Source organism: Amorphus sp. MBR-141, from assembly GCF_053628695.1.
Genome location: NZ_JBRJGW010000015.1, coordinates 44,677 through 69,953 on the forward strand (window position 1 = coordinate 44,677; position 25,277 = coordinate 69,953).

Below are 25,277 nucleotides of genomic sequence, written 5' to 3' on the forward strand. Positions count from 1 at the left end.
CCTCAAGCCGCCGCCGTGTGGCCGCCCAGATAGAGTTCCTGGATGCGCGGATCGGTGAGGATCTCCTTCGCCGGTCCCTCGAACAGCGTCCGGCCGAGATCCAGCACCACGCCCCAGTCGGAGTTCCTCAGCCCCATCATGGCGTTCTGCTCGACGAGCAGGATCGTGGCGCCCTCGTCGCGCAGCATCTTCATGATGTCGAACATCTCCTGGACGATCTTCGGAGCGAGCCCGAGCGACGGCTCGTCCAGCATCACGATCTTCGGCCGCAGCAGCATCGCGCGGGCCATCGACAGCGTCTGCTGCTGGCCGCCGGACATGGTGCCGGCGTGCTGGTCGGCGCGCTCCTTGAGGATCGGGAAGCGCTCGAGCACCTCGTCGATCCGCCGCTGCAGCTCCACCCGGTCGTTGAGGATGAAGCCACCCATGCGCAGGTTCTCGCGCACGCTCATCTTCGGGAAGAGGGCGCGCTCCTGGGGCACGAAGGCGATGCCCCGGCGCAGCACCTGGTCGGGCCGCAGCCCGTTCAGGGTTTCGCCCTCGAAGGTGATCTCGCCCTCGCGCGGCTTCAGGATCCCGACGATCGCCTTCAGCAGCGTCGACTTGCCGGCGCCGTTCGGGCCGATGATGCAGTGGATCTTGCCGGGTTCGACGTTGAGGTCGCTTCCGTTGAGGATGGCGGGGCCGGAGCCGTAACCGGCGACGACGCCCTTGACGCGCAGCAGCTCAGCCATGGGCCGCCTCCGCCGCCAGGTCCTCGATCGCCGTGGAGGCGCCCAGATAGGCTTCCAGAACCTCCGGGTTCGACTTGATCGCGGCGGGCGGCCCGTCGGCGATCACCCGCCCCTGGGCCATCACCACGACGTGCTCGCACAGGCTCATCACCAGTTCCATGTTGTGCTCGACGATGAGGATCGTCAGGCCGCGGGCGTGCAGGGCCCGGATGTGGTCGACGATGTCCTCCAGCAGACGCGGATTCACGCCGCCTGCCGGCTCGTCGAGGAGGATGATCTTCGGGTCGGACATCAGCAGCGCCGCGAAGTCCATCAGCTTGCGCTGGCCGAAGGAGAGGTTCCGCGCCTGCTCGTAGGCGATGCGGGTGATCCCCAGGAATTCGAGAATTTCTTCGGCCTTGGCGCGCTCGGCGGCGCTGATCGAAGGGCCGGCGAGGCGGCGCAGGCCGTGGCTCGGAACCTGCACGCAGAGGTTCTCCAGAACCGTCAGGTCTTCCAGGCTGCGGGTGATCTGGAAGGTGCGCGACAGGCCGAGCCGGGTGACCTGATGCGGCTTCAGATGGTCGATGCGCCTGCCTTCGAGCCAGACCTGGCCGGAGGTCGGCTGCATGGTCCGGCTGATGCAGTTGAAGGCGGTGGTCTTGCCGGCGCCGTTGGGGCCGATCAGCGCCGAGATCGAGCCGTCGGCGATCTCGAACGTGCACTGGTCGACGGCCCGGATGCCGCCGAAATGCTTGCAGAGGCCCTCCACACGCAACATGGGGTCGATGTCTCCCGCTCAATCTCTGGGCGTCCGCCCGCCCTTCGGCCGGTCGCCACGGTTGGGCCCGAACCGGCCTGGAAGGGATGCGGCATGCGATCGTCGCGGCCCCGGGGATCGGACGTCTGTCCGGACTGCCCGTATGCGGCCGGCGCGGCGCCCCTCCCGCCGCCCCGAAGGCCGCGGCGGGAGGGGGCCAGTGCGGTCACCCGCGTCGGGCTACCAGTTGGGCTTCGGGTAGATGAGGTCGGAGACGCCCTCGAATTCGCCCGTCGGATAGACGAACTTCAGCGCACCGTCCTGCCACTGGGCGACCAGCAGCTTGCGATCGACCGGCAGTCCGTTCTCGTGCCAGGAGAACGGGCCGAGCACCGTGCGCACCGGATCTTCCTTGGTGCGGGCGTAGAGCCATTCGCCAAGCTTGGCGTTGTCGGTGGTCTCGGCGCCGCGGATCGCCTGCTCCATGCCCTGGCAGACGGCGAACGGAATGGCCGAGTCCTCGTCCGGCGGGTTGCCGAATTCGTCGGCAAACGCCTTCTGGAAGTCCTGGTTGGTGAACTCCTCGCCAGCCAGCTCGCCGACGAAGGGCACGTCCTCATGCCAGGATGTGTGCACCATCACGCCGTTGGCGGACTCGCCGAGGCCTTCCTTGTACTCCGCCTGGGTGCCCTGGCTCAGATAGAGCATCTTGGGCTCGGCGCGGACGGTCTTCAGGGCGCGGGTCAGCTGCACGGCCTCTTCCGCCGAGGCGGTCAGGCCGACCACGAGATCGGCGTTGGCGTTCTTGATGGAGTTGGCGAGGTTGAGCCAGTCGGAGAAGCCTTCCTCCGGCCACTTCTCGGTGTAGACCACCTCCATGTTGGCGTCGGCCAGATAGCCGGGCGCGAGGTCGGCGATGACGCCGCCGCCGGGATCGGTGACTTTCTGGCCGAGCAGCCCGGCCGCGATCGCGTTGGCGAAGAAGTCGTCGGCGTGGACGATGGCGACCGTCTTCGGGCGCTCACCCTCGGGGATCCGGTCCTCGATGACGCCCTGCATCGCCTCGCCGAAATATTCGGCGGCGTTCTGCTGGAAGTAGAACAGGTTCTTGTGGCCCTGGGTGTAGATCCTGAGCGCGCCGCCGGCCGGGACCGGATGCACCATGCCGTTCTTGGCGAGAACCGCCGAGATGGGGAAGGTCAGCTTGGACGAGAACGTGCCGAAGACGAGATCGACGTCGTCGACGGTGATGAAGCGCTCGTACTGGGACATCGCCGTGCCGATGTCGGAGCGGTTGTCGGAGATGATCAGGTCGAGCGGGCGGCCGAGCACGCCGCCCTTCTCGTTGATCAGGTCGACGCAGAGCTGGTAGCCCTTCTCGTGCTTCGCCCCGCTGACGGAGAAGTTGCCGGTCAACGGAAGCGACGCGCCGATCTTGATCGGATCGGCCGCCTGGGCTGCGACCGAGAATCCGAGCGCCGCCATGGCGCACAGCGTGATCGTTCTAATCACTGGACGTTCCTCCCCTCTGGTGTTGCTGGCTTATGCTGCCACGCAATCGATTGCATAAATGCTGCGACGTTCGGGCGGTGACGTCAAGACCTAACTCGCCGATCGCAGGATTCCGGCCGGTCGAGACGCTTTCGTGCAGAAATGGAGGCGTGGAGACTGGCCGGGCTGATCTGGAACCTGTCCAATCCATCGACACTTGACGCGGTCCGGAGGCTCGATTACCGGATTGAGGTCGAAAGATGCAATCGTTTGCATATGAGAACGACCGCCGGTGGACGGCGCCGAGCGGCGCGAGGAACAGCGATGCAGCGCGATCCGGTCGTACAGTCCGCCATCGATCACTGGGCACCGCGCTTCGTGGCCAATGGCGTGCCGCTGTCCGATTTCGAGGAGGTCGCCGCCGCGGTCCTGCACTGGGACGACTGGTGCGGGCTGTGGTGCGAGCGGGGCGATCGTCATGCGGCCCTGGGCGATGCGGCGCTTGCCGAGGGCCGCCGCCTCTCCGCCGGGGAGCACCTTTCCACTGCCGCCGCCTGCTACCACTTCGGCAAGTTCCTGTTCGTCCACCGCCCGGACGAGATGCGCGCCGCCCACGCAAAGGCGGTCGCCTGCCGGACCCGGGCGCTGCCGCTGCTGCGCCCGCCCGGCGAACGCCTCGAGATCCCGTTCGAGGGCGGCGTGCTCGCCGGCAACCTGCGCCGGCCGGAGGGCGTCGACCGTCCACCGCTGGTGCTGATGGCGATGGGGCTCGATTCCGCCAAGGAGGAGATGCACAGCAACGAGGCGGCGTTTCTCGATCGCGGCATGGCGACCTTCGCCTTCGACGGGCCGGGGCAGGGGGAGGCGGAGTATGACCTGCCGATCTGCCCGGAGTTCGAGCGGCCGGTGGGGGCGATCCTCGACGTCCTGTCGGCGCGCGCCGACATCGATGCGGCGCGCATCGGCATCTGGGGCGTCAGCTTCGGCGGCTACTACGCACCCCGCGCCGCGGCGTTCGACGACCGCCTCCGCGCCTGCATCTCCCTGTCCGGGCCGTTCGACTGGGCGGACATCTTCGAGACCATTCCGGGCCTCACCCGCCGTGCCTTCGTCGCCCGCGCCCACGCCGCCAGCGACGACGAAGCGCGGGCGGTGGCGGCCCGGGTGACCCTCGCCGAGGCCGCGCCGCGGCTCGCCTGCCCGCTCTACATCGTCGTCGGCGGCCAGGACCGCATCGTCCCGCCGGAGCATGGCGACCGCCTGGCCCGGCTCGCCGGCGGCGAGGTCACGCTCAACCGCATCGAGGACGGCAATCACGTCGCCAACAACCGCGCCTTCGCCTACCGCACCCAGGCGGCGGACTGGATGGCGCACCAGCTGGGGCTCGCTCATGTCTGAGAATTCCGGACGTCTCGTCGAAGTGACCGGCCACTGGCTGCCGCGCATGGAGGTGGCCGGCATTCCCTCCGCCACCGCGCGCGCCGTCATCGAGCGCACGGGGACCTGGGAACGCTGGTGCGCCACCTGGGTCGCCGAGGGCGACCGCCACCGCGACCTCGGCGTGGCGGCCGAGGCGGTCGGGCATCCGGTCACCGCCGGCGAGGCCTACGCCCGCGCGTCGCTGTTCTACCACTTCGCCAACTTCATGTTCTTCGACGACCTCGACCAGAAGGCGCGCGCCAGCGCCGCCAAGGTGGACGTCTTCCGCCGCGCCGCGCCGCTGCTGGTGCCGCCGTCGGCCCGCGCCGAGATTCCCTTCGAAAGCGGGCACCTGCACGGCTACCTGCGGCGGCCGGGACTTGGGGAAGTCGGCGCCGTCCTGCTCATCCCGGGGTCGGATTCCACCAAGGAGGAGTTCCCGGCCCTGGAAGAGACCTTCCTGAAGCGCGGGCTCGCCACCTTCTCGCTCGATGGCCCGGGGCAGGGGGAGGGCCGCTCGGCGGGCCCGCTGCGCGCCGACATCGCGCGCGCGGTCGAGGCGGCGCTCGGCTATCTCGATGGCGTCGGCATCGGCCGCGACAAGGTCGTGCTGGTCGGCATGGCCTTCGGCGGCCATCTGGCGCTCAGGGCGGCCGCCGCGCTGCCCGGCCTCGCCGGCGTCATCTCCATCAACGGGTTCCACGATCTGGGTGCGATGATCGGCGCGTTCCCCGCGGTCTATCGCGACAACATGGGTTTCGCGCTGGGCGGCGGAAGCCCCGAGGAGACGATCGAGAGGGCGCGCGCCTTCACCCTCGATGGCGCCACGCCGCCGGATTGCCCGATGCTGCTGTTCCACGGCGGCCTCGACCGGATCTTCCCGCCTGCCGAAGCGGAGAAGACGAAGGCCTGGGCCGATGGCCGCGCCGACGTGCGGATCCTCGAAGACGGCAACCACGTCTGCAACAACGTGCCGTGGGCCTACCGGCCCGCCTCCGCCGACTGGGCGCGCGACGCGATCCTCTCGCGAAGGTGAGGCGGCAGGCGATGCGACGGCCATTGCCAACCGCCTTCTGCCTTCGTAGATAAGGCACAGACATCAAGAGTTGGGGGACGCCCAACGCCAACCTGCCGATCCGGGCAAGGTGGCACCCTGCGAGGGGGATGTGGCCGAGCTGGCAATCAAGCGGATCAGGCCACGAGCGTCGACCCTCCCAGGGAGCTGCGACGCACCGTGCCCATCAAGATTCCCGATGCCCTTCCCGCCCGCAGCACGCTCGAAGCCGAGGGCGTGATGGTCATGAGCGAGGCCGACGCGGTCCGCCAGGACATCCGCCCGATGCGGATCGGGCTGCTCAACCTGATGCCCAACAAGGTCTCCACCGAGACCCAGCTCGCCCGCCTGCTGGGCGCGACGCCGCTGCAGATCGAGCTGACGCTGGTGCGCATCACCGACCACGTGGCCCAGAACACGCCGCTCGATCACATGGAGGCGTTCTACCGGCCGTGGGCCGAGCTTGCCGACGCCCGCTTCGACGGCTTCGTCATCACCGGGGCGCCGGTGGAGCGGCTGGCTTACGAGGACGTGCGCTACTGGCCGGAACTGCAGCAGATCTTCGACTGGACCCAGAGCAACGTCCATCGGACCCTGACGATCTGCTGGGCGGCGCAGGCGGCGCTTCATCACTTCTACGGGGTGCCGAAGCACGAACTGCCGGGCAAGGCGTTCGGCGTGTTCAGCCAGCGCAACCTGGTGCCGTCGTCGCCGTTCCTGCGCGGCTTTTCCGACGATTTCGCGATCCCCGTGTCGCGCTGGACGGAGGTGCGCAAGAGCGACCTTCCCAGGGACAAGGGCCTGCGCGTGCTGGCCGAGAGCGAAGAGAGCGGCCTGTGCCTGCTGGAAGACCCCGGCCGGCGCGCCCTGCACATGTTCAACCACGTGGAATACGACACCCTCACGCTGGGCGAGGAGTATACGCGGGACGGGCAGCAGGCGCTGCCGGTCGCCTATTTCCCGGGCGACGATCCGCGCAAGGCGCCGGAGAACCGCTGGCGCAGCCACGCCCATCTGCTGTTCGGCAACTGGATCAACGTGATCTACCAGACGACGCCGTTCGACGTGGCCGCGATCGGCACGGGCGACGATTTCGGCCAGACCGGGTGAGCCGGGGGCCGCGTGGCCCGACACGAAAAGGCCGCGCTTTGCGGGAAAGCGCGGCCTGCGTTCAGCCGTCGATGTGCGTGAGCGCCAGTGTCAGGCGACGGCGCGGGCGAGCGCGCAGCGCGACCACAGGCTCTCGAGCGCCACGACCAGATGGTCGATGTCGGCGTCGGTGTGCAGCGGCGATGGCGTGATGCGCAGGCGCTCGGTGCCCTTGGCGACCGTCGGATAGTTGATCGGCTGCACGTAGACTCCGTAGCTGTCGAGCAGGATGTCGCTGATCCACTTGCACTTGACCGGATCGCCGACCATCACCGGCACGATGTGGCTCTGGTTCGGCATATAGGGAATGCCGATGGCATCGAGCCGCTGACGCACCTTGCGGACGTTCGACTGGTGCCGGTCGCGCTCGACCTGGCTCACCTTCAGGTGACGGATCGAGGCGGCGGCACCCGCCGCCACGTGGGGCGGCAGCGCGGTGGTGAAGATGAACCCCGAGGCGAACGAGCGGATGAAGTCGCAGAGCGCGGTGGAGCCCGCGACGTAGCCGCCGACGACGCCGAACGCCTTGCCCAGCGTGCCTTCGATCAGCGTCAGCCGGTCCATCAGGCCTTCGCGCTCGGCGATGCCGCCGCCGCGCGGGCCGTAGAGGCCGACGGCGTGCACCTCGTCCAGATAGGTCATCGCGCCGTGGGCGTCGGCCACGTCGCAGAGTTCCTTGATCGGCGCGATGTCGCCGTCCATCGAGTAGACGGACTCGAAGGCGACCAGCTTCGGCCGGCCCGGCTCGATCAGCGACAGCCGGCGGTCGAGATCCTCCGGGCTGTTGTGCTTGAAGATCTGCCGTTCGGCGCGGCTGTGGCGGATGCCCTCGATCATCGAGGCATGGTTCTGCTCGTCGGAGAGCACCACGCAGCCCGGCAGTTTCGAGGCGAGCGTCGTCAGGCTGGCCCAGTTGGACACGTAGCCGGAGGTGAACAGCAGCGCCGATTCCTTGCCGTGCAGGTCGGCAAGCTCGCGCTCCAGAAGCACGTGATAGTGGTTGGTGCCGGAAATGTTGCGGGTGCCGCCGGCGCCGGCGCCGCAGCGGTCGATCGCCTCGTGCATCGCGGCCAGCACGGCGGGGTTCTGCCCCATGCCGAGATAGTCGTTCGAGCACCACACGGTCACTTCCGAGGTGCCGTCGCCGTCGTGGCGGGTGGCGCGGGGGAAGCTGCCGTTCTGCCGCTCCAGGTCGGCAAACACCCGGTAGTTTCCTTCACCCATCAGGGCGCCGAGCTGGTCCCGGAAGAAGCCTTCGTAATCCATCATCACCTCGATCGGTCGAGCCGGCGGATCGGTGCCGGGCCCGCTTCGTCCAGAGTGGAGCGCTAGCCCCTCTGTCTTATTGGGAGGCGGTGACCTCCTACAATTGCGGGTCATTCCCATCCGTAAAGCCCCGGACGCGTCGTCGGTTCGGGGGCTTTCGCGGATCCGGTGGCGTCGCAATTGGCGCGAGCACGCCCGCAGGCATGCTCATGCACCTTTTATTTAGAAGGAATCCAGCAGCGATTTGCAAACCGGAATGTCGCTGCGTCGGTTGGCCACAGCCGCCCGAGGGCGATCGGCGCGGATTCCTATTCGCCGGTGAAGCTCGGGCGGCGCTTCTCGAAAAAGGCCGCCATGCCCTCGTGCTGGTCCTTGCTGGCAAACAGCACCTGCAGCGACTTGCGCTCCAGCGCCAGCCCCGCCTCCAGCGACGCGTTCTCCGAGTGCAGGATCGCCTCCTTGGTGGCCGCGATCGCCAGCGGCGGCAGGCCGGAGATCAGCCGGGCCATGCCGAGCGCCGTCTCGAACACCTCGGCGTCGGCGACCACCTGGCTCACCAGCCCGATCTGGAAGGCCTCCTGGGCCGAGATCGGCTTGCCCAGCAGGCAGATGCGCATCGCGTGATACTTGCCCACGGCGCGGGTCAGCCGCTGGGTGCCGCCGGCGCCGGGCATGATGCCGACGCGCACTTCCGGCTGGCCGAGCTGGGCGCTTTCGCCGGCGACGATGATGTCGGCCATCATGGCGAGCTCCAGCCCGCCGCCCAGCGCGAAGCCGTTGACGGCGGCGATCACCGGCTGCGGCGTGGCGGACACCGCCCCCCACAGCCGCTCGACCCGGCGCCGGGCGATCTCGACCGGGTCGGCATCGATGAACTCCTTCAGGTCGGCGCCGGCGGCAAACGATTCGTCGTTGCCGGTCAGCACGATCGCCCGCACGCCGGCGTCGTCCGACAGCGCCGTGAACGCCTCCGCCAGCGCCCGGCGGGTCGCCATGTTGAGCGCGTTGCGTGCCTTGGGACGGTTCAGGCGCACGACGGCTACCCCGTCTTCGGGGCGTTCGATCAGAACCGGTGCCTCAGTGTCGCTCATCGGGGTCTCCTTCGTTCGCAGGGTCTTGCTTGCGCGCGAAGCTACCCGGTTTGGCTCCGGGGTCCAGAGCTAACCGCGGGCCGCGGGCGCTTCGACGCGCGCTCTTCACGTTCGCCGAAAATCGGATAGGAAGGCATCCGGAACAGCCAGAGGCGAGGAAAGCAAATGCGCGACGTGACGGATCCGGACTACACCGTCGGCATCGTCGGGGCCGGCGTGATGGGCCAGGGCATCGCCCAGGTGACGCTGGCCGGCGGCATGCGGGCGATCGTGTTCGACGCCAAGGACGGGGCTGCGGATGCCGGCCGGGCCGAGGTCCACAAGCGCATCGACCGGCTCGTCGAGAAGGGCCAGCTGACGGCCGAGGCCGCCGCCGCCCAGAAGGAGCGGCTGTCGGTCGCCGCCAGCCTCGCCGACTTCGCCGGCTGCGACACCGTCGTCGAGGCGGTCGTCGAAAAGCTCGAGGTGAAGCGCCAGATCTTCGGCGACCTGGAGGCCATCGTCGCCGAGGACGCGATCCTCGCCACCAACACCTCGTCGCTGCCGATCGCCTCGATCGCGCGCACCTGCCGCGTCCCCGGCCGCGTCGCCGGCATGCATTTCTTCAACCCGGTTCCGCTGATGCGGCTGGTGGAGATCATCGAGGGACCGGCGACGGATCCGGCGGTCGCGGCGCGGCTGTCGGCGCTGGGCGAGCGGATGGGCCGCACGCCGGTCGCGGTGAAGGATTCGCCGGGCTTCCTGGTCAACCTGGGCGGCCGCGCCTACTACACCGAGGCGCTGCGGCTGCTCGACGAGGGGGTCGCCAGCCCGTCCCAGATCGACGCGATTCTCACCGATTGCTGCGGCTTCCGGATGGGTCCGTTCGCGCTCATGGACCTCACCAGCATGGACGTGAACTATCCCGTCTCGATGATCGTCTACGAGGGCTTCCTCAACGATCGCCGCCTTGCCACCACGCCCCGCCACAAGCTGCTCTACGAGGCCGGTCGCCTCGGCCGGAAGACCAAGGCGGGCCATTTCGACTACGACGAGGCGGGCAAGGTGACGACGCCGAGCGATGCCGATCACGCGCCGTCGGGTGCCCCGGCCACCAAGGTCGTCTGCGCCGAATTTCCCGACGAGCCCGACGTGCTCTCGGCGTTCTGCAAGGCGATCGGCGTCGAGATCCTCGAGGACGACGACGGTGCGAGCCCGATCGTGGGCTATCCGGTCGGCGACGACGCGACGACCTACGCGCTCGAACTCGGGGTCGATCCGAAGCGCCTGGTGGCCGTCGACCTGTCGGCGGACACGGCCAAGCGGGTGACGCTGATGACGGCGCCCGGCGCCGATCCGGCGCATCTGGATGCGGTGGCGGCGGCGGTCGTGGCGTCGGGCCGGGCGGTCACGGCGATCAAGGATTCGCCGGGCTTCGTGGCGCTGCGCATGCGGGCGGCGATCGCCAACCTGGGCTGCGCGATCGCCGAGGCGGGCCTCGCCGCGCCGTCGGACATCGACCTCGCCCTCAAGCTCGGCCTCAACTACCCGATGGGGCCGCTGGAGATGGCGGAGGAGCTGGGGCTCGAGACGACGCTTATGGTGATGGAATTGTTGCAGGAAATCACCGGCGACGACCGCTACCGGCCGTCGCTGTGGCTGCGCCGCCGGGCGCTGCTCGGCCTGCCGGTCCACACGCCGTCCTGAGCTGCGCGGCTGCGCAAAACGTGCGCACCGACGGCGTGTCAGGATCTGCGCTATTCTGCGCTATTGCGCACTTTCGGGGGCGTTTTTGGCTGCGCACGCGCGGCTGACCGGGTGCGCACGGGTGCGCACGGGTGAACGAGACATGCGCTACACGCGCATCGGGCGGCGGGCCGCCACCGCCCGGCCGAGGCCGAGCAGGATCTCGGCCGCCTCGTCCGCGCCGGTGAGCGCCGGCGGGGCGGGCGGCTCGGTCGCCATCAGGGCACGGATGGTCCGGGCGGCGTCCTCCGGCGCGGTCGCCTTGGGGATCTCCGCGGCAGAGCCATGACGATGTGCCCACGCGACGAGGGCCGGCGTTTCCGCCCACCCCGGCCGCTCCACGTGCACCAGCCGCACCCGGTTGGCGATCGCCTCGACGAAGGTGCCGTAGCCGGGCTTGGCGACCAGGATGGCGCAGGAGGCGAGGAGGTCGATGTAGGGGATCCCGGCCGCCAGGATCGGCGCGGTGTCGGCGATCCAGCCGATCTCGCCCGGCAGCGCCGACAGGAAGGCGGCGTCGACCGCCGTCGCCCAGCCGCCCCAGGTCACCAGCCCGAGCGGGGTGTCGGGGGCGAGCCCCAGCAGGACCCGGACCTCGGCGCCGCGGGCGCGGCCCCGCCGGCCGATCGGGCCGATGGCGAGCTGGTTGGCGGCGGGCGTCATCGGCATCGACGGCGCCGGCATCAGGAACGCGTCGGCGCCGGCGTAGGCGTCCCGGAACAGCGCGATCGTCTCCGGGCCGACGGTTCCCTCCGGTACCGCGTCGCGCAGCATGTCGGCCCAGTTGATCGAGCACAGCGCCACCGCGGGCAGGCCCTTGCGGCGCCCTGCCACCAGCCCCGGGGCGGCGATGTTGGCGAGGACGACGTCCGGCCGGAACCGGTCGATGGCCGCCTCGCTGTCGGCGACGGCGGCCGCGAAGCGGGCGGGGAAATCGCGATAGCTGGCGGCGGTCGCCGCGGCATCGATTCGGTCCGGCGCCGACATCGCCAGCGCCGGGTCGAGGGGGCCCGGCAGGTGCGTGACCGGGCCGCTCCAGAAGCGCGCGACGTCGCGGCCGGCGAGATCGGTGCGCAGGACGATGTCCAGGTCCGCCTCGCGGGCGGCCAGGGCCGCCAGCACGCGGGAGGTCTGCATCATGTGGCCGAAGCCATGGCACGACACGTCGGCGAGAAGGCGCATGCGGCAATCCTGTGCGGGCCTGTGCGGGGGAGAGGCGGCGGGGCCCCCTTCTTATCGGAGCGGGGATCAGGTAAGCCTCGACATTGAAAAGATCGAACGAAAAGGCAGACTTCGGTGAGTTTGGACGAGCAGCGCCGGGACCAGCTTATCTCCGAGCGCATCCTGGAAAGCATGCGCGACGGGGTCGTGACCATCGACCTCACGGGCCGCATCATCACGTTCAACGCGGCGGCGGGGCGGATCCTGGCCAAGCGGCCAGACGAGGTCGTGGGCAAGTCGTTCGGCGAGATCTTCCTCGCGGAGGAGAGTTTCGACGACTTCAACGAGGTGGTGTTCAAGGCGGTCTACGAGGCCGAAACGACCCATTCCACCGAAATCGCGCTTTCGGTGGAGGGACGCAAGCTCAACCTGTTCGTCTCCTCCAGCTTCCTCACCATCCACGGCGAGAGCGGCGAGGAAGAGCGCTACGGCGTCGTGGTGGTGTTCTCCGACATCACCGAGGAACGCAAGCGCCGCAAGATCAAGCGGCTGTTCGGCGAATACATCGATCCGCGGATCGTCGACCGGATCCTGGCGCGCGGCGAGGTCGACCAGACCACCAGCCGCCGAGACTGCATGACGATCTCGTTCGTCGACATGCGCGATTTCACCGGCTGGAGCGAACGCCTCGACGCCGACTGGCTGATCGACCTCCTGAACCGCTTTCTCGCCGCGATGGCGCAGCCGATCGCCGCCAACGGCGGCATCACCGACAAATATATCGGCGACGCGGTGATGGCCTGCTGGGGGCCGCCGTTCACCGACGCCGACACCCAGGCGATCGACGCCTGCAACGCGGCGCTCGGGCAGATCGCGGCGCTTGCCGGCCTGCGCAAGGACCTCGCCGCGGCGGGCTTCCAGACGCCCGACCGGATCAACGCCGTGGTCGGCGTCGCCACCGGCGAGGTGATCGCCGGCGACGTCGGCCCGGAGGCCAGCCGCAACTACACCGTCATCGGCAATGCCGTGAACCTCGCCGCCCGCCTGCAGGAGGCGGCCAAGTTCCTCGGCCACCCGATCATCGTGTCCCAGGAGACCGCGCAGCGCGCCGGCGACGCCTTCGTGTTCCGCGAACTCGAGCGCATCGTGCCGCGCGGCAGCCACATCGCCGAGAGCGTCTACGCGCTGCTCGGCCGTGCCGACGAGGTCGACGAGGCGGCGCGGGCGGTGGCGGGCCTCCACGAGAAGGGCCTGGCGGCGATGTATGCGCGCGACTGGGCGGCGGCGGCCGCCCGCTTCGCCGATTGCCTCGCCCGCGACCCCGACGACGCCTCGGCGGCCATCCAGGCGCGGCGCGTCGCGCACTACGCCGACTGTCCGCCTCCGGCCGACTGGGACGGCGTCTGGACCAAGCCCGGGATCGTTGCCTCCGTAGACGTGCCGAAGTAGCGCAGCGTCAGGCAGGTGATGTCGTCGGCCTGATCGGCGCCGCGCTCGAAGTCGCGCAGGGCCGCGAGCACGGCCGGGCCCAGCCCGTCGACAGGCGTGGCGCTCGCCTGGCGATCCAGCAGCGGCTCCAGCCGGCCCTCGCCGTAGGCCTCGCCGTCGATGTCGAAGGCTTCGGTCACCCCGTCGGTGAACATGAACACCGTGTCGCCGGGCTGCAGGGTGAGCGAATCCTCCCGGTAGACGTGCTCCTCGACCACGGCGAGAGCGGGATCCCCGGTGCTCTTCAGCGGGGTCAGCCCGCTGCGGCCGCGATGGATCAGATAGGGCGGGTTGTGGCCGCAGTTGGCGTAGGTGAACACGCCGGTCTGCAGGTCGAGCACGCCGTAGAACAGCGTCACGAACATCATCTGATCGTTGTCGGCGGCCATGAACTGGTTGACCTGGGTGACCGATGCGGCGGGCGAGTGGGTAAACAGCGCCGTCGCCTTCACCAGCGTCCGGGTGATCGCCATGAACAGCGCCGCCGGCACGCCCTTGCCCGACACGTCGGCGACCGCGATGCCGAGGCGCCGCTCGTCGATCATGAAGTAGTCGAAGAAGTCGCCGCCGACCTCCTTGGCCGTTTCCATGATGCCGTCGATGGCGAAGGTCTCATGGGGCGGCAGCGGGTGGGGCAGGAACGACTGCTGCAGTTCGCGGGCGATCTCCAGCTCCTGCTCCAGGCCGGCCAGCCGGGCGCGGGTGATGATCGCTTCCTGGAGCTCCTTGACGAGGGCGGTGAGGCGCGTGTGCTGGTCGGAGATCCGCGCCGACATCCGCTGCAGCACGGTCGACAGCACGTTGAGCTGGTCGTCGGTGGTGTGCTTGCCTCCCGGCAGGGTGGGATCCTGCTTGCGCCGCACGGCGGCCTGCAGGTCGTCGATGATCTCGGCGCGTCCGTCCACCTCGAGCGTTTCGGCGAGCCGCTCCAACTGGCGCCGGATGACGCGCTCCTGGCGGCGGCGCTGGCGCTCGACCTGCTGCTGCTGCTCCTGCAGCGCGATGGTGTTGCGGCGGAACACCGACACCGCCTCCGAGATCTTGCGGATCTCGCCGCTGCCGGTCTTGTCCAGCATCTCGTTGACGTTGCCCTTGGACAGCCCGTCGAGCACCGAGATGGCGTGCTCCAGCGGCTTGAAGGCGTGCCGCATGTAGAAGTAGAGCGCGATGATCACCAGGATGGTGAAGCTCGCCACCCCGATCAGGCCGGCGCGCTCGAGTTGCTGGCCGGTCTCGAGGATCTCGGTGGAATCCCTGAGCGTCACCAGCGTGCCGATGGTGCCGCCGGCCATGTCCGGCACCGGAACGCCGGTGGCGAGAAGCAGGCGCTCGCCGGCGCGGACCACCTGGGCATCGGCGGTGCGCGGCGGAATGCGCGGGTCGACCTCGCGCCACAGCAACGGCGCGGTGCCCTCCACGAGCCGCCCGCGCAGGGACACGAGATAGCTCGGTTCGCGGATGGTGCCGGTGAAGCGGCCCAGGGCGCGGTCGGCGTCGCTGGCGACCACCACGATCCCGGTGATCTCGTCGTCGTGGAAGACGGGGGCCGCCGAAGCCACGACATAGCGGTCGGGATCGGCCTGGCGCAGCCCGCCCAGATGGGTGCGGTTGGCCAGGATGGTCCGGATCGCCGTGGCGTCCAGGAGCGACCGCTCGTCGATCTCCGGAGCGCTCGAATAGAGCAGCTGGCCGGACAGGGAGACGACCTGAATGTTGTCGGCCGTCTCCGGCGGAATGTCGACGCCGGCGATCGCGGTGGAGACCGTGTCGCGGGAGAGCGTCTCCGACCCGGCGAGGGCCGAGGCGATCTCCATGGCGACCAGCCGCAGGTCGTCGGCCTCTTCGGCGACCAGGCTTTCCCACAGCGAGCGCTGGCCGTCGATGGCGATGCGCGCCAGCCGCTCCTGCTCGAACTGGGAGCGGGCGTAGCCAACGGCCACCAGGCTGGCGATCACCAGCAGGAACGCGATCGACAGGAAGAGGGTGATGCGGGTGCGCAGCAACATGGCTCAGCTCCCCTTTCCGGGGGCGGGGACCCGGCGGACCGGTGGCCGGTGCCACGCCGACCAGGCGAACGAGGCAGCCCCCAGCACGGTGGCGACGGCGGCCGTCAGGACGAGGGGCTGGCTGCCGGTGACGTAGCAGAGGCCGTCCAGGCCGCCGGCCAGCAGCAGGCCGGCGGTCAGCGCGGTCGCCGTCGGCAGCGTGTAGGCGCGGGCGCCGAGGCTGGACCCGACGAGGCCGAACCCCAGCCCCGCCAGCACCGAAACGACGATGGGCGGCACCATCGGCAGCGTGGCGAGCCAGGCGGCCGCCACCGCCAGCACCGCGCCGGCGACCACCGGGAGCCGGACCGACAGCCACCACGGCAGCGCCATTGCCACGGCGGCGACCCCGAAGTGCATCGCCAGGCCCACGTAGTTCTCGCGCATCATGTGACCGGACAGGTGCACCTCCAGCCACGTCGTCAGGGCGAGCACCGCCACCAGCGCCGCCCCGAGCTCGGCAGCCGACGGGGTCCGCCAGGCGAAGGCCGCCCGGCTGGTGGGGCGGGGCGCCTGAAACAGGCTGACCAGAGCGAGAAACGCGATCGCGCCGCCGATCACCACGAAGCCGTTCCGCCGGCCGAAGATCTCGGCGAGGAGGCCGCCGAGTACCGGCCCGGCGCCCCAGGCGCAGAGGAGCAACAGGGCGCCCAGCCACGGCAGGCGGCGCTGCCCGCCGTCGCGCACCAGCAGGCTCCAGACCGCCAGCCACAGGCCGAAGCCGACGGCGATGCGCGCCGCCGCGAAGGGCAGGGTCTCGTGGATCGTGAACGTCGCCGCGGTTCCGGCGGCGGCGATCAGGAGGCCCAGCACGGTGCCGGCCCGGGGCAAATGGACGGCGACGAGGTAGGCGGCCAGCACCCCGAGCAGCCGCCCGAGCGCATCGCCGGTGAGCGCCAGCCCGATGGCGACGTCCGCGAGCGGGTCGGTGCCGATCCGGTCGGCGGCAAAGCCCGCCACGAGGGGGCGCGCCGCCTCGATCAGGATGACGGCCGGCAGCACCAGCCAGCCGTTCCACCCGACGTGCCGGGCGGGCTGGCTGAGATGGTCGAACCGATAGGCCGCCAGCGGCTTCAGGGCCGCCTCGACGCGGCTGGTGAAGGCATGGGTGACATCTATGGCCCGGATTTCCTCGGCCAGGGCGGCGGCGTTCCGCGCCTGTCTGCGCACCGGCGCGATCAGCCGCGCGGCGGAGCGTCCGAGCGGCTGGAGGGGGCTGTCGTCGGGCGGCGGGCTGTAGTCGCCGAACCCGCCGCGTCCGACCGAGCGGCTGGACGCCACGAAGCGGGCGCGCGGCAGGTCGACCATCTCCAGCCGGTAGACGCGCATCCAGACGGCGGCGAACAGCCCGGCAAGGAGGCTCGCGGCGATCGCAGCCGACATCAGCCGCATGCGCACGGTCCGGGCCACCCCGTAGGACGCGTCGATCTCGATGCGTCCGATGGTCGCCTCGTTCAGTTCGATCGGGACGGCGACGGTGCTCTGGAACGGCTGGTCCGGCCACCGGCTGCGCTGGAACAGGACCGTCCCCTCGGGATCGGTCACGGCGATGCCGTCGATCTCGGGGTTCGCCATGATCACGTCATCGAGGTAGTCGTCGACCGAGTAGAGGTCCGGCAGCGGGATGCCGAGCCCGACGGCCCGCGACATCAGCCCGCCGATCGAGTGGCCGATGGAGGCGACGACGTCGTCGGATGCGTTCCTGAGGCCGGTCCGGTCGAGGCGCGCGCCGGTCGCCAGCATGAGCGTGCCGACGGCGGCCACCATCAGGGCCAGCAGGAGACCGAGCGTTCCCGCCCAGAGGGTCGATTGACGTGCGCCGCTGGTCGACCTTGCCATCAGATTTCGCCGTCGATTTGCCGAAGGGTGTCCACGCAGGTGCCGATCTCGTGCCTGACCCGGTTGACCGTCGATATGGCCCGGGGCAGGGCCATGGCCGCCGGGTCCGCGTCGGCGGCGAGCTCGCCCTGCTTGTCCACCTGGCGGGCGAGGCGGCGGAAATGACGGGCGAGGGTCGTGCCGGCCCCGAGGGCCAGCAGCAGCGCGAATGCCAGCCCGCCGACCAGGTAGGGCGCCGCCCGCAGAAGGATACCGGGTAGCAGGTGGCCGGCCGGCGGCTGCACCGAATCGTCGAGGATCAGCGTGATCCAGCCGGCGGTCTGGCCGAAATCGTTCTCGATCGACGTTCCGATGACGACCGTCTCGAGATGGTCGACGCGCCACGGCCGGCCCGGGGAGCGATCGTCGATGGCGCGCTGCCAGGCCGGCGGGATCGGCTCGCCGACGGCGCCGCGGTCGGTGGAGTAGAGCGCCGTGCCGGTCGGGCTGAGCACCTCGATCGCCAGCAGTTCGCTGTTGTTGGCGACCGTCTGTTCAAGGATCCGTTCGATCGGCTGCAGCTCGCTGAGCGGCAGGCCGAGGCTGAGATTGCGCTCGATCGTCTGGTCGAGATCGGCCAGCACGAAGCCGATCTGGGCATCGACGAGATCGCCTTCGCCGCGCTCCAGAACCCGCGTCATCGAGGCCACGAGGAGGACCAGGGCGAGCGCTGCGGCGGTGAGCAGGATCGCGCTGAAAGGTCTGGAAACGCTCATCGGAGAACCGTGCCTTTTTGGCCTGACGGGCGTGATCGTAGTCGGGTGTGCGTGCCGATGACAGTGACATTCCCAGCCGTCGCGCAGTGGTGGCGGCCGGATAATTGTGGTACCCGACGCGTCAATAGTCGCATTCTGCGAACAGATCTACGCGTACGGGGCGATCACGGGAAGAAGGCCAGCATGCGGCGACTCGCATTCGTCTTGATGGTGGCGTTGACGCCCGTCGTCCTGGCCGCCGTGGCGCTCGGCGCGTACCTCAATTACGGCAGCATCCGCCAGAGCTATCTGGACATGGTCGGGGCGCGCCTCGAGACCGTGGCCCGCCGCATCGGCTCGGACGCGGAAGCGGCGCTGTCGATCGGCATCCCGCTGGCCGGCCAGGCGACCTTGCCCCGCCTCCTGCAGCGCGAGCGCGAAGCCGATTCGATCCTGCTGTCGATCGACGTCACGGACACCTCGGACGCGATCCTCTATTCCAGCGATCCCGACCGCGTCGGCACGCGGGAGGCCCCCGATCCGGCGGTCTCCGAATCCCGCGCCGCCGACATCGAGAACGCCTTCGCCACGTCGGCCGGCACCGTCGTCGTGCGCGCCTCGCGCGCCGCGCTGAACCGGGAGCTGGACACGCTGGCGGCGGGCATCCAGCAGACGGCGCTCATCGCGATGGTGGCGGCCCTCCTCGGCTCGTTCGCCGCCGTGCTGCTGGGATTGCGGGTGTTGTGGGCGCGGGTGTCGCGCACCGCCCAGACGGGCGCCGGCGCGGTGGTGCCGCGCGAGACGGTGGCGACCTTCCGCATGGTCGACGACGCCCACCGCGCCATCGCCCGGCACCTCGCGAGCGCCGATCATGCGCCGGAGGCCCGGTCATGATGCGGCGCTTCGACGTCATCATCCTCGGCCTGGTCACGGCGGTGCTGATCGCCGCGCTGGGGGCGATCTCCTGGCAGTCGATCCGCGGCGCCGAGCGCCTCCTGCTGCCCGCCCTCGACAGCAAGGCCGACGTGGTGGCCCGCTCGCTCGCCGGCCTGGTGGCGCAGGCGCTGGAGCTGGGCATCGAGCTCGACGACCTGGTCGGCGCCGACGAGGTGCTGTCGGATGCGCTGAAGGAGAACCCGCAGTTCGCGTTCGCCGCCATCGCGGCGCCCGACGGCCGCGTGGTGGCGCTGTCCGGCGGCACGGCCAAGGCCGGGCCGATGACCGATGTGGCGCAGCTCTCCGAGGAGATGCGCACCGTCTCGCTGCCGGTGACCGTCGACGGCCGGACGGCGGCGACCATCCTGGTCGGCATTCCCAATGCGGTCGCCGAGACGCTGCTGCAGCGGCTCTGGCTCGACATCGCCGTGCTGCTGCTGGTGTCGCTGCTGGTGACGCTGGAACTGCTGTCGTTCGCCTTCACGATCTCCTCGGCGTCCCTGCTGCGCGGGCTGGCGCGGCGGCTCGATGCCCTGGTCAAGCACGACTTCCGGCCGCACGCGCCGCTCGCCGGCACCGGGCCGCTCGCCGAAGAGGTGGAGAACGTCGATCACGAGATCGCCCGGGTGCGCGCCGAGCACGCCCGGCTGACCGCCGAGGCGACGGCGAAGCGCGACGAGGAGGCGCTGGCCGACCTCGACGTCATCGGCCGGCGCTATCATCTGGCGACCGAGCGCACCGACCCGCCGGTGAGCCTGCTCGCCGTCCGCGCCCCGGTCTTCCTGTTCTTCTTCGCCGAGGAGCTGACGCGGTCGTTCCTGCCGAACTACATCAAGGGGCTGGCCGAGCCGATCGCCGGGCTGTCGATCGAGATGGTGATCTCGCTGCCGATCGTGCTGTTCATGGCGATCGTCGCCATCGCCCAGCCGACCCTCAACGGCGTGACCGAGCGCTACGGCCGCGGCCGCTCGCTGCGCGTCGGCGCGCTGCTGGCGCTGGTCGGGTTCGTCGGCACGGCCTACGCCGGCGACATGCTGCAGCTGATCCTGTTCCGCTCGCTGACAGCCATCGGGCTCGCCACGGTGTTCGTCTCGGCCCAGGGCTACATCGTCGACCGCACCGGCGCGGTGAACCGGGCGCGCGGCATCGGCCTGTTCGTCTCCGGCATCATGGTGGCGATGCTGTGCGGCCCGCCGATCGGCGGCATCGTGGCGGCACGGCTGGGCCCCAGCGCGGCGTTCCTGGTCTCCGCCGGCCTGTGCCTGGCGGCCTATCTGTGCGCCACCGCAGCGCTGCCGAGCGACCGGCCGCGGCCGGAGACCCTGTCGCCGGCGCTGCGGCTGTCGCAGGTGGGGGCGGTGCTGCGGCGGCCGATCATGGTGCTGCTGCTGGTCGGCTGCGCGCTGCCGGCGAAGATGCTGCTGATCGGCTTCTGCTTCTACTACCTGCCGCTGTCGCTGTCCGCCGCCGGCTTCGATTCCGCCACCATCGGCCGGGTGCTGATGCTCTACGGGCTCGCCATGGTGATCATCATCCCGCTGATCTCGCGGGTCAGCGACGACGTCGGGCGGCGCGGTTTCTTCGTGGTGCTGGGGGCGCTCCTGTCCGGGCTCGCTGTCGCACAGCTTTATCTGTGGCCCGAGCCGTGGGGGGCGGCCATCGCGGTGCTGCAGATCGGCATCGCCCAGGGCCTGTCGACGACGCCGCAGTCGGCGCTGGTCGGCGAACTCGGCGGCCGCTTCGTGCCGGACCTGTCGCAGGGCGGGCTCTACGGCGTCTTCCGGCTGATCGAGCGCGCCGGCACGGCGATCGGCCCGGCGGCGATGGCCTTCGTCTGGGGCGCCTACGGGGCCGAGGCGGCGGTGCTCGGGATGGGGCTGCTGGTGGCGCTCGGCGGGCTGCTGTTCGCCATCGCCGCGGTCGCCTCCAGCGGCGGCACCGAGGCATCGGCGACGCCGCACTGATTCGGTGCGTTTTTCCGGCACGGCTACATCGCCGCGTCGCGAAGCGGCGTCACCATCGTGCCGGGCAAGGACGATGGGGGGCGAATCGGCGGCGCCGGAGCCGGACGCGCAACGGCGCGGCGGCCGGTTTTCAGCGCGCCTTGCGATCGCGTATGATCGAACCGAGCGCGTGTCATGATCGCAGGTCGCGCCGACCCGCGATCGGCGCGCTCCAGGAGGGGGACGAGATGACCAGCCGGATACTCACGCGACGCGGCCTGCTGGCCGGCGCCGGGGCCGTGGCGCTGTCGGCCGGCCCGCTCGCCGGGCTCGCCCGGGCCCAGGACGCGGCCAAGCGCGACACGCCCTTCCGCATCTACCAGATCACCTACCGCGGCCCGACCGACGTCGAGCGCGGCTTCGCCGACTATCTCTCCCAGCGCGGCATCCCGGTGGAGATCATCGCGCGCAACGCCGACCTGGATCCGTCGCGGGTGGCGGGGTTCGTGGAGGAGATCAAGCGGCTGAAGCCGGACCTCGTCTACACCTGGGGCACGCCGGTCAGCATCGCCACCTACGGCAAGGACACCGATCCGGACCCGGCCAAGTACATCACCGAGATCCCGGGCGTCTTCACCATGGTGTCGACGCCGGTGGGCGCCGGGGTGGTGCCGAGCCTCGCCTCGTCGGACCGCAACATCACCGGCACGTCGCACGTGGTGCCGCCGGAGCCGCAGATCCGGGCGATGCAGTCCTACCGGCCGTTCAAGACCCTCGGCGTCCTCTATACGACGACCGAGCAGAACTCGATCGTCATCGTCTCGTCGCTGCGCGAGATCGCGGCGCGGATGGGCTTCCGGCTGGTGGAGCGCACCTTCCCCGTCGGCGACGACGGCAAGCCCAGCGCCGCCACCGCCGGCGAACTGGTGCGCGAGCTGCACGCCGACGGCGCGGAATGGCTCTACTACCTGCCCGACACGTTCCTCTCCACCAACATCGACAAAGTGGCGCCGGTGGCGACCAGCCTCGGCCTGCCGGGCTTCTCGGCCACCGAGCTGCTCAAGAACGACGCGCTGGTCAGCCTGATCAGCCGCTATTACTCGCTGGGCCAGCTGACCGCCTACAAGGCGGAACAGATCCTGGTGGAGGGCGTCGCGCCGGAGGCCATCCCGATCGAGACGCTGAAGCGCTTTTCGCTGATCATCAACATGCCGCTGGCTCGCGAGCTGAAGCTCTATCCGCCGCTGGCGATGCTGAACTACGCCGAAGTCATCACCGGCTGAGGTTCGGATTCGATACGTTGAGCATGTCCCGCCGGGAGCGGGAGATCTGAACGGCAAATGCTCCAGCTTTCGAGGATGCCCGCATGGCCGCCGCCGCGACGCTCGACGACCCCATCGAAACCGTCACGCTCGGCGTGGGCGACATCGCCGCGATCGACCACCTGTTCCGGGCGACGGTGGCCGCCGTGCCCGATCCGGCCGCCGTCCGGCCCGACGAGCCCGCCTTCTTCGAGGACGTGCTGGCGCGCGGCGGCGAGATCATCGGCCTCACGGTCGCAGGCGCGCTGATTGCCTATGGCGTGCTGCGCCCGGAGTTCGGCGACCAGCACGACCGCGACGGCCTGGGGCGGCTGGTCGACCTGGATGCCCCGCTGTTCGTGGTCGACGGCTCGGCGGTGCATCCCTCGTACTGGTCGCGGTCGCTGCAGCGCGTGCTGATCCGCGAGCGCATCGACCGGGCGGTGCGCCAGGGCGGCCGCGCGGTGATCGCCAAGGTCTCGCCGGCCAACCTGCCGAGCACGCGCAATCTCCTGCGGGAGAATTTCCGCATCGTCGCGCGGGTGCGCAAGCCCTACGGCTGGCGCTACGTCCACCAGCGCGCGGCGGTCGACTTCGCGCCGACGCCGGAGGCGGAGATCTGGCGGTTGGCCGCCGACGTCGACGCGGCGCAGGCGCTGTTCGACGACGGCTATGGTGCCGTGCGCTTCCGCATCGGGCCGGACTCGCTGCCGGAACTGGGCTTCGTCAAGATCGACGCCTGAGCGCGCCAGGCCTCTCCGTCCGGATCGGGGCGGTTCGCATGACAGATGCGTTCGGCAGGGGGCGGTGGGCTCAGCCGCGGGTCGCGGCGATGGCCTCTTCGCGGGTGTCGTGGACGGGGAACAGCGAGATGAAGCCGGAGATCTCGAAGACGTCGCGGATCGTCGGGCCGAGTTGGCAGAGCGCCAGAACGCCGCCGGTGGCCTTCACCTTCTTGCCGGCGATCAGCACCACGCGCAGCCCGGCGCTGGAGATGTACTCAAGCTCGGCAAAGTCGAGCACGAGGCGCGTCTTGCCTTCCTGGATCTTCTGAAGAACCTGGGATTCGAACGCCTTGGCGTTGGCGCTGTCGACCCGGCCGACGGGCGCCAGCACCACGACGTCGGCGACCTCTTCTTCGGTCACGGTGAGTGTGGTCAATGCGTCTCCTCCTTCAGGGGCGGCGTGTCGTCGGCAATGCTGAAGCGGACGACATTGGTGTTCCCGACACGGGTATAGGTCAATTCGCGGGTGAACTTGCGGCTGAGAAAGACGCCGAGGCCGCCGATGTTGCGCTCTTCCAGCGGGGCGTTGACGTCCGGGTCGGGCAGGCCGGTGGGGTCGAATTCGGGCCCGGAGTCGATGACCTCGCCGGTGACGAGATCGTCCTCGCGCGCCAGCCGCAGCGTGATCGGGTCGCCGTCGGCGCCGTCGTAGCCGTGGTTGACGATGTTGGTCAGCAGTTCTTCCAGCACGAGCGTGAGAACGAAGTTCGTGCGCGGCGACAGGTCGTGCGCCTCGCAGAACGCTTCAATGTCGGGCTCGACCGACATGACGGCATCGATCGACGCTTCCAGTCTGACATCGATCGCTTTTGGCATCCGTCCCGAACTCGACGCGCGGCCGTTCGAAGGGAACCTTTCTCCCTCGCCGGCACATCCGCGACGACCGTACCAACATTCAATCCCAACACCAAGCCAATCGGCATCGGGTGCTCGCCGAAACGTGAGCGAACCTCGTGAGTTGGATGTGGTTGGGATAGGAGCGCACGCCGCTTGCGGCCTGTCCGGCTGGACAGGCGGGGCGAAGTGCGGTCTCGTTTGGCGAAATCCACGGCCGGTCAGGGGCGTCATGTCGCAAGCACTCAGGGCGGGCCTCGCACGGCTCGACACCACCACGCGGATCACCCTCGCCGTGCTGGCGCTCGCCTCCGGTGTCTACACCTATCTGGGCGTCCGCGACCTCCTGGAGGGGGAGGGACTGCCGGTGTTCTTCGCCGCGGTGGTCTATTCCACCGCCGTCTCCGTCGGCATCTACGCCTTCTGGTCCTATCTGCTGTTCTTCCTGCCCCACGTGCGCAGCTGGAAGGACCGTCGCACGCTGTCGGTGGCGCTGGTGCTCGGCTGTGCGATGATCGTGGCGATGTCGTCGTGGCTGAACGCGGCGGCGCTCGCCGGCGGCGCCGCGTTGGAGCAGCACCTCGCCACCACGGCGGAGGAATACCAGCACCGGCTCGACGCGGCGCATTCCAACGCGCTCGCCGCCCAGGGGCTGCTGCCGGACATCGAGCTCGCCTCGTCGCGCTTCCGGCGCCTCGCCGAGGAGGAGGAGGCCGGCGGCGCGCTGACCGGCACCTCGGGCTCCGGCACCGTGGTGCAGTTGCTGCGGCAGATGGCGTCGGATCTCGCCAGCCTGGCGGGCGAGGTGCGGGCGTCGCGCGAGGTGGTCGACCAGCTCTACAAGGACGGCGGCGAAAACCTTGCCGCCATGCGCACCATCGTCTCGGCGCAGGGCCCGGTGGAAGAGCGCTCCAACGCGTTCGGCGAGGAAGCGGTGGCGCTGGCCGGCGTCATCGCCAGCCTGCAGCAGACCTCGATCGCCCCGGCGGTGAAGCGCGCCGCGGACGATCTCGCCGCCACCTTCGTCGCGCCAGCCGCCGGCGGCGGCAGCGCCGATCTGGCGGCGCGCCAGAGCGAGGTCGTCGGGCGCGTGCAGGACGCGGTGGAGGCCCAGGCGAACGCCCTGGCGGCGGCGGCCGAGCAGATCCTCGACCGCGAGCCCGTGCAGCCGCTGCGCTTCACCGCGCTGTCGACGCCGGAGGCGGTCGTCCGCTACGCCCGCGACTTCCTGCCGAGCTGGGCCGGGGCCATTTCGATCGATCTCCTGCCGGCGGTGATGATCCTGATCCTCGCCGGCGTCCAGTCGGCCATCCGCCGGGAGGAAGGCGAGGAGCTGGAGGAACACTCGATGACCGCGGGCGAGCTGATGCGCGCCATGCGCATCTACCACCGCATGCGCGACGAGGAACGCGACATTGAGGCCGGCGTGCCCGAGGACGAGCGGGGGGGCGACGCGGCTGCGGGCGCGCGCGATCACCCGCCGCAGGTGACGCGGTTGGCCGATGCCGGTCCCCGGCGCACCGCCCCGCCGGGAGACTAGGCG

At 70.0% G+C, this 25,277-nt stretch carries 21 protein-coding genes and 1 riboswitch; of the genes, 10 read left to right on the plus strand and 11 right to left on the minus strand.

Annotated elements, in window-relative coordinates; translation table 11 throughout:
- Positions 1-2: 2 nt before the first annotated feature.
- From ACSSVZ_RS18820 to ACSSVZ_RS18830, 3 genes are all read right to left on the minus strand, one after another.
- On the minus strand, positions 3-734 hold the full coding sequence (locus ACSSVZ_RS18820) for an ABC transporter ATP-binding protein (protein ID WP_453972276.1): 732 nt from the start codon (positions 732-734) through the stop codon (positions 3-5).
- Positions 727-1,494 carry an ABC transporter ATP-binding protein gene (locus ACSSVZ_RS18825; RefSeq protein ID WP_453972277.1) on the minus strand — a complete coding sequence of 256 codons (768 nt, stop codon included), beginning with the start codon at positions 1,492-1,494 and terminating at the stop codon, positions 727-729. The genes ACSSVZ_RS18820 and ACSSVZ_RS18825 overlap by 8 nt, the downstream gene beginning before the upstream one ends.
- 219 nt (positions 1,495-1,713) lie before the next feature.
- A complete protein-coding gene (locus ACSSVZ_RS18830; RefSeq protein WP_453972278.1) occupies positions 1,714-2,985 on the minus strand; it encodes an amino acid ABC transporter substrate-binding protein in 1,272 nt (423 codons plus the stop codon).
- A 303-nt stretch (positions 2,986-3,288) separates the two neighbouring features.
- Between ACSSVZ_RS18830 and ACSSVZ_RS18835 the strand changes: the two genes are divergently transcribed.
- The 3 genes from ACSSVZ_RS18835 (at position 3,289) to ACSSVZ_RS18845 (ending at position 6,547) form a co-directional block, all read left to right on the plus strand.
- Complete coding sequence (locus tag ACSSVZ_RS18835; RefSeq protein WP_453972279.1) at positions 3,289-4,362, plus strand: alpha/beta hydrolase family protein; 1,074 nt, start codon at positions 3,289-3,291, stop codon at positions 4,360-4,362.
- The gene (locus tag ACSSVZ_RS18840; protein ID WP_453972280.1) at positions 4,355-5,419 is read left to right on the plus strand and encodes an alpha/beta hydrolase family protein; all 1,065 of its coding nucleotides are present in this window, start codon (positions 4,355-4,357) and stop codon (positions 5,417-5,419) included. Before ACSSVZ_RS18835 ends, ACSSVZ_RS18840 begins: the two co-directional genes overlap by 8 nt.
- Positions 5,420-5,474: 55 nt before the next feature.
- Positions 5,475-5,579: riboswitch (SAM-I-IV-variant riboswitch) on the plus strand.
- A 38-nt stretch (positions 5,580-5,617) separates the two neighbouring features.
- Positions 5,618-6,547, plus strand: a complete 930-nt coding sequence (locus tag ACSSVZ_RS18845; protein WP_453972281.1) for a homoserine O-succinyltransferase — start codon at positions 5,618-5,620, stop codon at positions 6,545-6,547.
- Between the two features lie 90 nt (positions 6,548-6,637).
- Here ACSSVZ_RS18845 and hemA read toward each other — a convergent pair whose 3' ends face one another.
- Both hemA and ACSSVZ_RS18855 read right to left on the minus strand, forming a co-directional pair.
- Positions 6,638-7,852 (minus strand): 5-aminolevulinate synthase, encoded by a 1,215-nt coding sequence (hemA, locus tag ACSSVZ_RS18850; RefSeq protein WP_453972391.1) that lies wholly within the window; start codon positions 7,850-7,852, stop codon positions 6,638-6,640.
- 308 nt (positions 7,853-8,160) lie between these two features.
- Positions 8,161-8,943: an enoyl-CoA hydratase-related protein gene (locus tag ACSSVZ_RS18855; RefSeq protein ID WP_453972282.1), complete on the minus strand. Its 783-nt coding sequence runs from the start codon at positions 8,941-8,943 to the stop codon at positions 8,161-8,163.
- Positions 8,944-9,108: 165 nt separating this feature from the next.
- On the opposite strand from ACSSVZ_RS18855, the gene ACSSVZ_RS18860 reads away from it, so the two are divergent.
- A complete protein-coding gene (locus ACSSVZ_RS18860) occupies positions 9,109-10,629 on the plus strand; it encodes a 3-hydroxyacyl-CoA dehydrogenase (RefSeq protein WP_453972283.1) in 1,521 nt (506 codons plus the stop codon).
- Positions 10,630-10,776: 147 nt separating this feature from the next.
- Here ACSSVZ_RS18860 and ACSSVZ_RS18865 read toward each other — a convergent pair whose 3' ends face one another.
- The gene (locus tag ACSSVZ_RS18865; RefSeq protein WP_453972284.1) at positions 10,777-11,850 is read right to left on the minus strand and encodes a hypothetical protein; all 1,074 of its coding nucleotides are present in this window, start codon (positions 11,848-11,850) and stop codon (positions 10,777-10,779) included.
- Between the two features lie 114 nt (positions 11,851-11,964).
- Between ACSSVZ_RS18865 and ACSSVZ_RS18870 the strand changes: the two genes are divergently transcribed.
- Positions 11,965-13,278, plus strand: coding sequence for an adenylate/guanylate cyclase domain-containing protein (locus tag ACSSVZ_RS18870; RefSeq protein ID WP_453972285.1), 1,314 nt, complete (start codon positions 11,965-11,967; stop codon positions 13,276-13,278).
- On the opposite strand, the gene ACSSVZ_RS18875 is transcribed toward ACSSVZ_RS18870, so the two are convergent.
- From ACSSVZ_RS18875 to ACSSVZ_RS18885, 3 genes are read right to left on the minus strand one after another with little or no spacing between them, the layout of a single operon-like run.
- Entirely contained in the window at positions 13,194-15,323 is a 2,130-nt protein-coding gene (locus ACSSVZ_RS18875) for a PP2C family protein-serine/threonine phosphatase (RefSeq protein ID WP_453972286.1), read from the minus strand. The genes ACSSVZ_RS18870 and ACSSVZ_RS18875 overlap by 85 nt on opposite strands.
- A gap of 3 nt (positions 15,324-15,326) precedes the next feature.
- The gene (locus ACSSVZ_RS18880) at positions 15,327-17,201 is read right to left on the minus strand and encodes a hypothetical protein (RefSeq protein WP_453972287.1); all 1,875 of its coding nucleotides are present in this window, start codon (positions 17,199-17,201) and stop codon (positions 15,327-15,329) included.
- Positions 17,201-17,956: a hypothetical protein gene (locus ACSSVZ_RS18885; protein ID WP_453972288.1), complete on the minus strand. Its 756-nt coding sequence runs from the start codon at positions 17,954-17,956 to the stop codon at positions 17,201-17,203. The genes ACSSVZ_RS18880 and ACSSVZ_RS18885 overlap by 1 nt, the downstream gene beginning before the upstream one ends.
- 183 nt (positions 17,957-18,139) lie before the next feature.
- Between ACSSVZ_RS18885 and ACSSVZ_RS18890 the strand changes: the two genes are divergently transcribed.
- From ACSSVZ_RS18890 to ACSSVZ_RS18905, 4 genes are all read left to right on the plus strand, one after another.
- On the plus strand, positions 18,140-18,829 hold the full coding sequence (locus ACSSVZ_RS18890; RefSeq protein WP_453972289.1) for a hypothetical protein: 690 nt from the start codon (positions 18,140-18,142) through the stop codon (positions 18,827-18,829).
- Positions 18,826-20,835, plus strand: a complete 2,010-nt coding sequence (locus ACSSVZ_RS18895) for an MFS transporter (protein WP_453972290.1) — start codon at positions 18,826-18,828, stop codon at positions 20,833-20,835. The genes ACSSVZ_RS18890 and ACSSVZ_RS18895 overlap by 4 nt, the downstream gene beginning before the upstream one ends.
- A 227-nt stretch (positions 20,836-21,062) precedes the next feature.
- Positions 21,063-22,097: an ABC transporter substrate-binding protein gene (locus tag ACSSVZ_RS18900; protein WP_453972291.1), complete on the plus strand. Its 1,035-nt coding sequence runs from the start codon at positions 21,063-21,065 to the stop codon at positions 22,095-22,097.
- An 83-nt stretch (positions 22,098-22,180) separates the two neighbouring features.
- Entirely contained in the window at positions 22,181-22,858 is a 678-nt protein-coding gene (locus tag ACSSVZ_RS18905) for a GNAT family N-acetyltransferase (RefSeq protein ID WP_453972292.1), read from the plus strand.
- Positions 22,859-22,928: 70 nt separating this feature from the next.
- Here the strand turns inward: ACSSVZ_RS18905 and ACSSVZ_RS18910 are convergent, their stop codons facing one another.
- Positions 22,929-23,276 carry an STAS domain-containing protein gene (locus ACSSVZ_RS18910; protein ID WP_453972293.1) on the minus strand — a complete coding sequence of 116 codons (348 nt, stop codon included), beginning with the start codon at positions 23,274-23,276 and terminating at the stop codon, positions 22,929-22,931.
- Positions 23,273-23,716, minus strand: coding sequence for an ATP-binding protein (locus ACSSVZ_RS18915; RefSeq protein ID WP_453972294.1), 444 nt, complete (start codon positions 23,714-23,716; stop codon positions 23,273-23,275). The genes ACSSVZ_RS18910 and ACSSVZ_RS18915 overlap by 4 nt, the downstream gene beginning before the upstream one ends.
- A 250-nt stretch (positions 23,717-23,966) precedes the next feature.
- Here ACSSVZ_RS18915 and ACSSVZ_RS18920 point away from each other — a divergent pair, with 250 nt between their 5' ends.
- Positions 23,967-25,274 (plus strand): hypothetical protein, encoded by a 1,308-nt coding sequence (locus tag ACSSVZ_RS18920; RefSeq protein ID WP_453972295.1) that lies wholly within the window; start codon positions 23,967-23,969, stop codon positions 25,272-25,274.
- Positions 25,275-25,277 lie beyond the last annotated feature (3 nt).